Source organism: Rhizobium sp. PP-CC-3G-465, from assembly GCF_004343445.1.
GTDB lineage: Bacteria > Pseudomonadota > Alphaproteobacteria > Rhizobiales > Rhizobiaceae > Ferranicluibacter > Ferranicluibacter rubi.
Genome location: NZ_SLYH01000001.1, coordinates 2000557 through 2012475 on the forward strand (window position 1 = coordinate 2000557; position 11919 = coordinate 2012475).

12 protein-coding genes are annotated in these 11919 nt (G+C 61.1%); 6 read left to right on the top strand and 6 right to left on the bottom strand.

All coding sequences use genetic code 11. The annotated features are described in order from the left end of the window. Positions 1 to 5: 5 nt before the first annotated feature. Together flgF and C8J33_RS09460 are read right to left on the bottom strand one after the other, a co-directional pair. Positions 6 to 731, bottom strand: a complete 726-nt coding sequence (gene flgF / locus C8J33_RS09455) for a flagellar basal-body rod protein FlgF (protein ID WP_110800029.1) — start codon at positions 729 to 731, stop codon at positions 6 to 8. 2 nt (positions 732 to 733) lie between these two features. Continuing rightward, a complete protein-coding gene (locus tag C8J33_RS09460) occupies positions 734 to 1513 on the bottom strand; it encodes a DUF1217 domain-containing protein (RefSeq protein WP_110800148.1) in 780 nt (259 codons plus the stop codon). A gap of 173 nt (positions 1514 to 1686) precedes the next feature. On the opposite strand from C8J33_RS09460, the gene motA reads away from it, so the two are divergent. The 6 genes from motA (at position 1687) to C8J33_RS09490 (ending at position 7097) form a co-directional block, all read left to right on the top strand. Next, the gene (motA, locus tag C8J33_RS09465) at positions 1687 to 2565 is read left to right on the top strand and encodes a flagellar motor stator protein MotA (protein WP_092932128.1); all 879 of its coding nucleotides are present in this window, start codon (positions 1687 to 1689) and stop codon (positions 2563 to 2565) included. A 3-nt stretch (positions 2566 to 2568) separates the two neighbouring features. Then, a complete protein-coding gene (locus C8J33_RS09470) occupies positions 2569 to 3507 on the top strand; it encodes a FliM/FliN family flagellar motor switch protein (RefSeq protein ID WP_110800030.1) in 939 nt (312 codons plus the stop codon). A gap of 60 nt (positions 3508 to 3567) precedes the next feature. After that, positions 3568 to 4146 carry a flagellar motor switch protein FliN gene (gene fliN / locus C8J33_RS09475; protein ID WP_132663865.1) on the top strand — a complete coding sequence of 193 codons (579 nt, stop codon included), beginning with the start codon at positions 3568 to 3570 and terminating at the stop codon, positions 4144 to 4146. Between the two features lie 159 nt (positions 4147 to 4305). Continuing rightward, a complete protein-coding gene (gene fliG / locus C8J33_RS09480) occupies positions 4306 to 5337 on the top strand; it encodes a flagellar motor switch protein FliG (RefSeq protein WP_092935971.1) in 1032 nt (343 codons plus the stop codon). A gap of 231 nt (positions 5338 to 5568) precedes the next feature. Beyond that, entirely contained in the window at positions 5569 to 6651 is a 1083-nt protein-coding gene (gene flhB / locus C8J33_RS09485) for a flagellar biosynthesis protein FlhB (protein ID WP_092932122.1), read from the top strand. Between the two features lie 5 nt (positions 6652 to 6656). Then, positions 6657 to 7097 carry a hypothetical protein gene (locus tag C8J33_RS09490; protein ID WP_092932120.1) on the top strand — a complete coding sequence of 147 codons (441 nt, stop codon included), beginning with the start codon at positions 6657 to 6659 and terminating at the stop codon, positions 7095 to 7097. Positions 7098 to 7181: 84 nt separating this feature from the next. Here the strand turns inward: C8J33_RS09490 and visR are convergent, their stop codons facing one another. The 4 genes from visR to cheT all read right to left on the bottom strand — a co-directional run bounded on the left by visR (position 7182) and on the right by cheT (position 11918). After that, the gene (visR, locus tag C8J33_RS09495) at positions 7182 to 7925 is read right to left on the bottom strand and encodes a transcriptional regulator VisR (protein ID WP_132663867.1); all 744 of its coding nucleotides are present in this window, start codon (positions 7923 to 7925) and stop codon (positions 7182 to 7184) included. Positions 7926 to 7933: 8 nt separating this feature from the next. Then, the gene (gene visN, locus C8J33_RS09500) at positions 7934 to 8680 is read right to left on the bottom strand and encodes a transcriptional regulator VisN (protein WP_132664517.1); all 747 of its coding nucleotides are present in this window, start codon (positions 8678 to 8680) and stop codon (positions 7934 to 7936) included. A gap of 872 nt (positions 8681 to 9552) precedes the next feature. Then, positions 9553 to 11235 carry a flagellar basal-body MS-ring/collar protein FliF gene (gene fliF / locus C8J33_RS09505; protein WP_132446208.1) on the bottom strand — a complete coding sequence of 561 codons (1683 nt, stop codon included), beginning with the start codon at positions 11233 to 11235 and terminating at the stop codon, positions 9553 to 9555. A gap of 293 nt (positions 11236 to 11528) precedes the next feature. Beyond that, positions 11529 to 11918, bottom strand: coding sequence for a chemotaxis protein CheT (gene cheT, locus C8J33_RS09510; protein WP_110726993.1), 390 nt, complete (start codon positions 11916 to 11918; stop codon positions 11529 to 11531). Between the last annotated feature and the right edge of the window lies 1 nt (position 11919).

Consider the following 11919-nt stretch of genomic DNA (forward strand, 5'->3'; position numbering starts at 1 on the left):
GACGGTCACTTGCTGCCACCGAGCGTCTTGATCGCCTCATCCAGCGAGGTCTCGCTGTCGCGCAGCAGCGAGGCGATGCTCTCGAAGGCGCGCGAGACGGTGATCAGCTGCGACATCTCCTGAACGGGATTGACGTTGGATTCCTCGACATAGCCCTGCATCACGCCGACATCCATGCGATCGACGACCGGTTCCGGAGCGGTCGTCGGGATCACGGAGGAATTGTCGTAGCGACGGAAACCGTTGGCGAAGTTGGCCTCGGAGAGGCCGAGGGCCGCCACCTGGTTGCCGTTCTGGCGAATGGAGCCGTCGTTCCCGATGACGACCTCGCCGGCATTGGCGTTCAGCTGGATCGGAGCGCCGCCCGCGTCGAGAACCGGGTAACCCCGCAGGGTGACGAGATCGCCGGTTTCGGTCAGGGAAAAACGCCCGTCGCGCGTCAGCGCCGGGCCGGCCGGTGTTTCGATGGACAGCCACGCATCGCCCTTGATGGCGACATCGAGCGTATTGCCCGTATGGGACAGACCGCCCGACGAGGTGTTCAGGAACTCCGCACCCTCACCGACGAAGGCGACCTTGGTCGGCCGGGTATCGCCGAGCACGGTGTTGAACTTCACTTCCGTGGCGCGAAAGCCGACGGTGGTGGAGTTGGCGACATTGTCGGCCAGGGTGTTCATGCGCTTTTCAAGCGCAATCTGCGAGGAAACGCCGACGTACAGACCGGTTTGCATGCTCATCGACCTCCGAGCTTCAAAGTGTTGATGGACAGGAGCAGATCGGACGAAATGCCGAAGCCGCTCTGCGTGCCGAAAAGGGCCAGGGGATCGTAATTGCTCGTGGCATGGTCCAGCTCCCAGAGCGCCGTGAAGCGCTCCATCAGCTTCGACATTTTCTGCGGATCCTGCAGATCCTTGAGGTCGATCGCCTTGGAGACGGCGTCGGCCTGCTTGTCGATATCGGCGGCAGCAAAGGCGTCGGGGACCTGCATGATCGTGCGCACGACCTGCGCCAGCGCCTCGTCGGCCAGGAGGCCAAAGGCATTGGTGACGCCGGGCGCCATGCGTTCGAAATAGAGGGCCAGGCGAACGCCGGCATTATCCTCGCCGGCATCCTGCTCCAGCGTCTGGCGCGCATATTTCTCCGTCACGCCCTTGCGGGCCTTGTCGGAGGCCGTGGCGGCCGCGCCGTCCGCGGCGAAGTTGAGCGACTTCACGAGATCGGTGTAGCGGCTGTCGGAAAGCTTGTTGGCGAAGGCATCGTCGCTGGCAACGCCTTCGGTCAGCACCTTGCGCATGAAGGCCTTGGCATAGCCCATGTCTTCGAGGCCATGAGCCTTCATGGCATAATCATACAGGCGGGGATCGGCGAAGAAGTCGTCGATCGATTTCACATTGCCGATATGGGCGAGATAATATTCGGTTTCCCGCGCCACGTCGGGCTTCTCCGTGACGCGCTTCAGCGACGTCGTCAGGTCGGCCGTTATCTGCCTGTAGCTGGTGAAGGTGGTGGTCACGGCATGTCCCCGAAGGCGAAGCGCACGGCTTGGGCCCGGCTTCTGTTCACCGCCAAGCTGAACCATGCTCCTTGCGCGAACCTGTCGAACTTTCCGCGGGTTGCAACCAGCCTCACGCAAGCATCGGACCCTAGGGATGGACCCCACAATCCACCACTGCGGCAGGTAGAGACATGAACATCATCATCGGACTCGTCATGACAATGGGCTGTATTCTCGGCGGCTTCATTGCGATGGGCGGGCACATGGCCGTTCTCAACCAGCCGTTCGAGCTCGTCATCATCGGCGGTGCCGGCATCGGCGGCTTCATCATGGGCAACTCCATGAAGACGGTGAAGGACGCCGGCAAGGCGCTCGTGGAAGCCTTCAAGCACAAGGTACCCAAGCAGCGCGAATATCTCGATACGCTCGGCGTGCTTTACAGCCTCATGCGCGACCTGCGCACCAAGTCGCGCAACGAGATCGAAAGCCACATCGACAACCCGGACGAATCCGCGATCTTCCAGTCGGCACCGACCGTTCTGAAGAACAAGGACCTGACGGCCTTCATCTGCGACTACGTCCGCCTCATCATCATCGGCAATGCCCGCAGCCACGAGATCGAGGCGCTGATGGACGAGGAAATCAACACCATCACCCACGACAAGATGCATTCGTACAATTCGCTGGCAACGATGGGCGACGCCTTTCCCGCCATCGGCATCGTCGCGGCCGTTCTCGGCGTCATCAAGGCCATGGGCGCCATCACAGAGAGCCCGGAAGTTCTCGGCGGCAAGATCGCGGCCGCCCTCGTCGGCACCATGCTCGGCATCTTCCTGTCCTACTGCATCGTCAGTCCGCTGATCGCCAACGTCAAGCATGTGCGCGAAAAGCAGAACCGCCTCTACATCATCGTCAAGCAGACGCTGCTCGCATACATGAACGGCTCCGTGCCGCAGGTGGCGCTCGAATACGGCCGCAAGACGATTTCCTCCTATGAGCGTCCGTCGATCGACGCGGTCGAGCAGGAAATGATGAACCCCGGCGGTGGCGGCGAGAGCAAGGCGGCCTGATCCATGACCAGCGAGAACATCTACTCCTTCGATCGCAGACTGCTGGCGCGCATGACCGGCGCGCTCGGCGACGACAAGACCATCGGCAAGATCTGCGCCGATCTCGGCCAGGTCTTCGGCGAGTTCCTGCCGGATCTGCTGCAAAGCGAAACCGGGCTCGACCTGACCATCGGCTATGCAGGGTTCGACACGGGCCTGAAGAGCGCGCTGATCCGCAAGCTCGGCGACGGTGTGGCACTCTCCGATTGTCTGTTGCGCAACTGGTGCAGCGACTTCACCATCAGCTGCGACAGCCCGGCCATCATCACCATGATGGAGATGCTGCTGGGATCGCCAGCCGAATCCATCGAGGAGCCGAAGCCGCGCAACCTGTCGGGCATCGAGCTCGATGTGGCGGCCATCGTCTTCGAAAAGGTCGCGGGCGTTCTGAAATCCGCGGTGAATGCAGCCGGCGGCTTCGAGCCGATCGTCGGCAAGGCCTATAATGCCGAAAGCCGGCCGGCGCCCGACAAGGATGCCGAGGACGTTTACGCGGCCTGCGTGAACATCACCCTTGGCGTCGGACCCGTCCTGTCCACATTCTCGATCCTCGTGCCGCAGCAGACACTGCTGAAAACCACGATCGTGTTTCCCAAGGGCATCGGACAGGCGCGCCGCCAGAAGACCGCCTGGGCCGAACAGGTCGAGCAACAGGTTCGCCGCTCCATGGTCGAGCTGCAGGCGCATATCAAGCTCGAGGAGCTGACGCTCGCCGCGATCACGCAGCTCAAGCCCGGCGACGTCATCCCCTTCCACGACCCGAAGGACGTTCGCGTCGATGTGAAGGCGAACGGTCGCGACCTCTATGTCTGCGAATTCGGGCGCTCGGGTGCCCGCTATACCGTGCGGGTCAAGGACACGTACGGTACGGAAGACGAACTTCTTCAGCATCTCACGCGCTAATCCACGGGTCCCCCACGCCACGACAGGCTTGGGGCAAGTTTCAACTGGAATACTCTCGACATGGCACCCAAGACAGCACCACTGACAGAAGACCAGAGCGCGGTCACCGGCGATGCCGAGCTCGATCAGGCTATCGACGATCTGCGCGGCGTCCTGAAAACGGATGCCGAGGGCGGCATTGCAGAAACGGACTTCGACATGGACTTCGGCGCGGCCCCGGCGGCGGCCCCCGACTTCATGAGCGATTTCGGCGCGATCGGCGACGACGACGATCCGTTTGCCGGCAGCTTTGCCGAGGCTGCGCCAAGTGCGGCGACGGCCTTTGGCGACACCTCGTTCGAAGACAGCTTTGCAACGCCTTCGGCAACGGCCGGCGCCACGATGCATGGCAATCTCGATCTGATCATGGACATCCCGATCGATGTGCAGATCGTGCTCGGATCCAGCCGGATGCAGGTTTCCGGCCTGATGGGTCTGACGGAGGGCGCGACGATCGCTCTCGACCGCAAGATCGGCGAGCCGGTCGAGATCATGGTCAACGGCCGGGTCATCGGCCGCGGCGAGATCACGGTTCTCGAGGACGACGATACCCGGTTCGGCGTCAGGCTGATCGAGGTCAACAGCGGAAAAAAGGCCTGAGGGCCGGATGAGACTGGAGAAAGGCGGTCATGATGGCCGGCTTTCATATCCCGCAAGGGCACTGCATTCCTTCCGGGCCATTAGGGCCTGGAGACAACCGCAGCAGATGAAGAGCGTTTCGGCGGCGTGACCGAGAGCGACGCCGTACAGGAAGGATCCATGATGGATTACGACGATTTCGAAGCATCGGCGCTGACGCGCCCCCTGACCCAGATGGACAAGGCTGCGGCCGTGCTGTTGAGCATGGGCAAGCCGATTGCCGGGAAATTGTTGAAATTCTTCACGCAGAGCGAGTTGCAGGGCATCATCGCCTCCGCGCAGACGCTGCGATCCATCGAGCCGCATGAGCTCGAAATCCTCGTCAACGAATTCGAAGACCTGTTCACCGAAGGTGCAGGCCTGATGGACAATGCCAAGGCGATCGAGGCCATCCTCGAAGAGGGCCTGACACCCGACGAGGTCGATGGCCTTCTCGGTCGCCGCACGGCGTTCCAATCCTACGAGACCAGCATCTGGGACCGGCTGCAGGATGCCGATCCGGTCTTCGTCTCGCAGCATCTTTCCAAAGAACACCCCCAGACGATCGCCTACATTCTGTCGATGATGCCTTCCACCTTCGGCGCCAAGGTGCTGCTGCAGCTGCCGGAAGCCGGACGTGCCGACATCATCAACCGAACCGTCAACATGAAGAACGTGGCGCCGAAGGCAGCTGCGATCATCGAGACGCGCGTCATCGAACTGCTGCGCCAGATGGATTCCGAGCGCAACTCGGCCGGTTCGGTCAAGATCGCCGAAGTCATGAACGAGATGGAGAAGAGCGACGTCGACACGCTGCTCGCCTCGCTCGAATCGATCAGCACGGATTCGGTCAAGAAGGTCCGCCCGAAGATCTTCCTGTTCGACGACATCCTGCTCATGCCGCAGAAGAGCCGCGTGGCTCTGTTCAACGATATCGCTGGCGACATCATCACGATGGCACTCCGCGGTTCGAGCATGGAGATGCGCGAAAGCGTGCTCGCCTCGATCGGCGCCCGCCAGCGCCGCATGATCGAGTCGGATCTGAGTTCGGGCGACGCCGGGATCAATCCGCGCGACATCGCGGTTGCGCGCCGCTCGGTTACGCAGGAAGCCATTCGCCTCGCCGCCAGCGGCCAGATCGAACTGAAGCCGAAGGAAGCCGTCGCCGCTTAAACCGGTCGACCCCGAGATCTCCAAAGCCCGCCTGCAACATGCGTTGCGGCGGGCTTTCGCATTTCGGAACGCGCTGCCTCCCGAAAGGCCGGCTGGACCGACCTTTGCAGGACGGGGAAAGACGAGGCTCTTGCCAGACGGTGCCCGTCAGCCCACAACATCGGCGACAATGCCAGCCGGCACGAGATGATCGGTCTCGGCACAGGCGCGATATCGTGAAGGGCCGTTTTCATGTCGGACGACCAGGATAAAGACAGCAAAACCGAATTGCCGTCCGAGAAAAAGATCAGCGATGCCCTCGAAAAGGGAAACGTGCCGTTTTCCCGCGAGGTCACGATGTTCGCCTCGACGCTCGCCATCTACATCTATGTGGTCTTCTTTCTGCCGGACGGGTTCCGCAGCATGGCCGAAGCGCTGAAGGATGTGTTCGAGCAGCCGGACGCCTGGCGAATCACCACGTCGAACGACGCATCCGCCCTGATATCGAAGCTCCTCTGGGCCTCCGGCGCGCTGGTCGTGCCGGTGTTCGTGCTGATGATCGCATTCGGTGTGGGATCGTCGATCCTGCAGAACCTGCCGAGCCCCGTCTTCGACCGAATCGCCCCGAAACTGAACCGGATCTCGCCGATCGCCGGAGTGGGCCGGATCTACAGTCTGCCCGGCCTCGTGGAATTCGCGAAGTCCTTCTTCAAGATCGCCGTCATCTCCGGCATCGTTGCGCTGACACTCTGGGACGATTTCTACGCGACGCTCGACGCGATGTTCTCGGACCCGATCACGATCTTCGAGATCATGGGCCGCGACTTCAACAAGATCATGAACGTCGTCCTCTTTTCGACGGCGGCGATCGCCATCGCCGACTTTTTCTGGACGCGGCATCACTGGCACAGCGAGCTGCGCATGACGAAGCAGGAGGTGAAGGAGGAAATGAAGCAGACGCAGGGCGATCCTATTGTAAAGGCTCGCTTACGCTCAATCGCACGCGACCGTGCGCGGCGTCGAATGATTTCCTCCGTTCCGCGCGCAACGCTGGTGATTGCGAACCCAACCCACTTTGCCGTGGCGCTACGCTATGTTCGGGAAGAAGGCGACGCTCCGGTCGTGGTTGCCAAGGGGCAGGACCTCGTGGCGCTGCGCATTCGCGCCCTCGCGGAGGAAAACAACATCCCCGTCTTCGAGGACCCGCCCCTCGCACGCTCAATGTTTGCGCAAGTCTCGGTGGATAGTGTCATTCCACCGGTGTTTTACAAGGCGGTCGCCGAACTCATCCACCGGGTCTACGCAACGAAATCGAACCCGACACGGATGAACTGATTGCGATGAAAAAATGCGAATATTCCGAACAGCGCGAAAAGATCGTTGCGGATGCCATCCGTCCGGTCGCGACCGAACTTCGTCTCATCGATGCCGCCGACTTCATTGCGCTCCTGCGCTATGAATCGCACGGCAGCCTCGCCGACCTGGTATCGTCGGCGGCCGAGCTCTACTTCGTTCCGGGTACCGTCAATTTCGGCATTGGCGGCAATTACATGCTGGATTGGAATCGCAATCCGGAAATCGTGCTCGATCTCGAACTGAAGCCCGATGGCGTCACCGTCTACGCGCAACTCGCGCTGCGCGACAACTCGGCTGCCATCGAAATCAACCATATCGCCTTCAAGAAGCCGTCCGTCGATCCGGAAGAGAACACGGCGTTCCTCGCCCGCAGCCTGGACGCGGCCAAGTTCATCAAATCCTATCCCACGGCGATGGCCAGCTAGAGCTGTTTTTTTGCCGCATTGTCCGACGCCGAAGCGATCCCGCTTCGGCTGGAAATGCTCCAAAAGCGGGCCGGAACCGGCTGTTCAGCTGATATAGCCAAGGCGGATCGCCTTGGCGATCGCCTGGATGCGATTGACGGAATCGAGCTTGGCGGTGGCCGCACCCAGATAGGCGTTCACGGTGTGCACCGACAGGCCCATCTTTTCCGCGATCTCTTCGCTGATGTATCCGTCCCCGGCCATCTGCAGGCAGCCGATCTCGCGTTCGCTCAGCGCCTCGGCCGGCTGCAGGCGGCGCTCGTCGGCGGCAAACAGATCGGTCATGACGTGGCAGCTGCGACCGTGGAGATCGAGAATGACCTCGCTGGTCAGATCGAGCGACGGCGCCATGAAGGCGACGTAGCCATTGCCCTGCGCGCCGAGGCGCACGGGAAAGGCGATTCCGGCATAGGGAAGCGTGCGCGGCTTCATGCGAAGCACGAAGCGGTCGAAATCGATCGTCTCCGCTGTCTGCCGATTGTCTGCACCGTTCCACAGGAGGGGCAGAAGCGAGATATCGAGGTGCTGCTTCATCTCGTCGCCATAGGTCGAGACGACGTCATGCGTCATCTCTTCCGCCGCCGTTCCCCAGTTGTCGAGAACGCATGTCAGCTTGCGCGACGCCGGCAGGCCGTTTCCGTTCATTCGGAAGACGGCGAAGTTGCGGGCTTCGATATCCTTCTGCATCACCTGCAGGCGGGCGACCAGAGTGGCTGTGCGCGATGCCCGGGTCTGGCGGCCGTTGCGGCTGTCATCGCCGCTTCGAGCCCCTGGGATATAGATGACCATCGGCGTTCCTATACCAGGTTGTTTCGGACCGCGCAGGCAATCGCTTCCGAGCGCGTCTTGGTCGCCGTCTTACGCATGACACTGGTGATGTAGTTGTTGATGGTATTGCGCGAGATGCCGAGAATAAGGGCGATCTCCTCGCTGGTCTTGCCTTCCGCGATCCACGAGAGGCATTCGAGTTCGCGTTCCGTCAGGTCGAAATCGCGTTCCGAGCGCAGCGACGTTTCGCGCGCGAGGCTGGCGAAATAACCGGTGAGCAGACCGATGTCACGCAGACCTTCCCGCGACAGGATCAGGTCCTGCGGGAAGAGCAGCATCAGCGACAGCCGGAGCCGGCCGATGGAAAAGGTGATGGCGCAATATTCGCGGCTGATGCCGCGACCAAGGACGGCCTCTTCGGGAAGGCGCATGAAGACGGGATGCAGCAGCGACAGGCACTTTTCCTGCTCGTTGGTCTTGGCGTGAAGCCCCTGCATCACCTGGCCCAGCCGCTTGACCACATCGAAGGGCCAATCCGAAACCATGACAAAGTCGAGGCCGCTATCCTGCGACAGGTCGTAGCGCGCGAGAAGATAATGGCTGGCGCCGACATAATCCGTTAGGGCCGCAAGCGCCTTGTTGAGTTGGCCGCGCGCCGCATAATCGCCGAGCTTCTCCAGAAGCTGGCGCTTTGCAGCAGGGTGACCGGTCGAGCTTGCCGGCGCCGGCTGGCCGGCGTGAACAGCAAGGCTCGATCCGCCCATTGCCGTTCGCATCGAGGCGACCGGCACAGATCGACCCGCAATCTCCGTCTGAAGAGCTTCCATGATATTTTCCCCGTGTGGATCCGGTCATGCGATCTGCGCACGCGCACTGCCGGAGGGCAGCGACACGGCCGGGGATCCGCATTCCCCGGCGAGCACACATCATCATGCGAATCACTGTTAAAACTATACAGGCCCGAACTCAAAAAACTACTGCCAGCTTATCGGGATTTACTTTTTGTTAATAACCTGAAGTGATTCGTAAATGCAGCATCACAGAACCGTCGCCGACCGTGAACAAACGAGAACAAAAAAATTATCGCTTTGTTAATGATCATTTTTCTCTGCGACATTATGGGCTCTCAGAGCCGGAACCGGAGAGAAATCGCGTTTTTTAGAGCCGTCAGCATGCTGGAAATGGGCATCCAATGAATCAAGTGGCGAATCGGATTTGTATTTGAGGGGATCATGTTGCGCAATTGCACCAAAACGATTTCGAGCACAATAGGGAGAGCCCGTAAGCACACACCTAGCAACTTTGACAACTATACCAGTTTCTGGAAGAATTTTTCTTGAAGTGACACAATCAATTTTCCCGCGCCCGGAGTCGAAGAGCATCCGCAAGCAAGCAAAGTCGTCTTTCCACATAAAAAAATAACCAAATGGTTAAATAGAGGAATCCCCGGTGCGCCGCGGCGACTCTGGCGACGCAGACAGGACACTGCGGAAACGACATGAAGACTCCGGCCATCGTCGCCCGGACCTTTCCAGGCCCGTCGACCGGCAGACGAGCCACCGCCGTTTCTTTGTCATGCCACTGTCAGGTCCGAACGAAAAAAATCCGCCGAAGGGGCGGATTTTCTCGTCTGCTTTGTTTTTTGGCCTCAGGCGGCTTTTTCTGCGACCCATTTGCGCAGGATCTTGGCAGCGCGTTCCTCGTTGATCTCGACCATACGCGCCAGCCGCCGTTCCGGGCCCTCCTTGACGCGGCGGTTGAAGTCGCCGCCGTCTTCGCCGAGGCTGAGCAGGTCGTCCGTGCTGTCGAAGCCGAAATCCGAACCGAAACCTTCCATGAGCGCACCACCTGCAGCACCCCCCGGTGCGGGCGAGAAGTCGGGGAGTTCGAGGCCGACGGCCTCGGTTTCCGTGAGGGTGCCCGGTCCGCCGAAGCCCATGGAGCGGGCCAGAGGACGCAGGCCCATCCAGACCACGAGGACGGCGACCGTGATGAAGGCGAGGGCGTTGATGATGCCGCCGAGATTGCGCGTCAGCGTTTCCATAATGCTCGGGCCTTCGACCGGCGTGTCGAGCAGCTGGTTGTTGACGAAGTCCATGGCGGTCAGCGTCACCACGTCGCCGCGGGCCGCGTCGATGCCGACAGCGGATGCCACGATCTTTTGCATGTCGGCGAGATAGGTGTCGATCTTCGCCTGGTCCGCACCTTCGCCGACCATGGCGGCGACCCGGCCGCGATTGACGACGACGGCGACGGAGAGCTTTTCGACCTTGTAGCTGTTCTTGGTGGTGGCGACCGTCTTCGAATTGATCTCGTAATTGGTCTGCTCTTCCTTCTTCTCGGCCTGGTCGTTCGACTGCGGCCCGGCACCACCGCTCTTGGGGGCTGCCTGCGGCACGTTCTGCTGAACGGTCGCCGCATTGTCCGCCTGCTGCTGGCTCGACTTCTGCTCTTCCTTGGTGACCCGTGTCGAACGTTCGACGCGCGATTCCGGATCGAAGGTGGTTTCCTGAACCTGCTGCGTATCGGTATTGAGCTGTGCGGTGACGCTGGAGCGGAAGTTGTCGACGCCGAGGAAGGGCGAGAGGGCCTTGTCGATGTTCTTCTCGATTTCGCCCTGCACGGACTGGACGATGGAGAGCGACTGGCTCATCGCACCGTTCTGCGGATCGTCGCCGGAGGCGAGCAGCTGGCCGGCGCTGTCGAGAATGGTCACGTCGTCGATGGACAGGCCGGGAACCGACGAGCCGACGAGATGGCGGATGGAGGCTGCAGCGTTGCGACCGATGGTCGAGCTGGCGCGGATCATGACGGAGGCGGTCGGCTTCTGCTCGGTCTTGCGAAAGCTGCCGCGGTCGGCCATCACGATGTGGACGCGGGCCGAAGCGATGCCGGAGATCTGCTGGATGGTGCGGGCGATTTCGCCTTCGAGGGCGCGGACCCGGGTGACTTCCTGCATGAACGACGTCAGGCCAAGCGAGCCGACATTGTCGAACAGTTCGTAACCGGCATTGGCGCTGTTGGGCAGGCCGCGCTCGGCGAGAAACAGGCGGGCCTTGCCCGTGGTGCCGACCGGAACCTGAACGCTCTTGCCATCCGTGCCGACATCGAAGGGGATACCGCCCTCGGCCAGCGCCATGCTGACCTGGTTCAGGTCGCCCGATTCAAGGTTGACGTAGAGCGTCTCGTAGGCCGGCTTGTTGACGTAGAGCCCGGCTGCCAGAACGAGCCCGATCGTTACGAAGGCTGCTGCCGCCAGCGCGATCAGCTTGCCCTGCCCCAGGCTCTTCAAATTTTTCGTGACCGACGAAAGTTGTTCTAACAGATTCATTCTGTTTCGCACCCAGTAGCGCACTTCACCGTGCGAGATTGCACGGACGAAGCTTCATTGCGCAGTCCCAACATTGAGATCCGATCCGGCCGCATCTGGCGAAAACTCTCGCAAATGCGGGGCATAGATCCATCTGACCCGTTTGGAGAATAGGATGCGAAGCTTGCGCGAACTTGTCGTTCGCCCCCGCGAGCGTCAGTATTTCGAGAGATTCTAAAACGGCAAAACGCACCTTCGGCTGTAACCGGAGGTGCGTTTTGCCGCTGTTTTCGGCCTGGAGACGGTCGTTTTTGCTAGAAGGCTTCGAAATCGCCGGCGGCTTCCGTCAGCGGCTGCGAATGGCCGTGGCGCAGGCCGTTTGCGAGCGACTTCTGCATATCCGCCAGCTTCACCAGGTTCAGCGCCGTGGAAATATCGACCAGCCAGGATTCCGGAAGCGCCGCGGTGATGGTGTCGATGAACTCGGCCAGCCCGCGCGTCTTCTGGACCGCAAGGTCGATGCCCTGCAGCACCTGGATGCGGTGGGCCGCATTGGCCTGCGGATCGCCGGCGATCTCACCGAGCATCGGCTCGATCCGCTCGATGAGATAGGCGACGTCGTGCAGTTCCGAGACGACACGCATCATCACGTCGGGCAGGGCCTCGTCCATGTCGCCGGGGTGCTCTTTTCGCTCGCTCTGCATA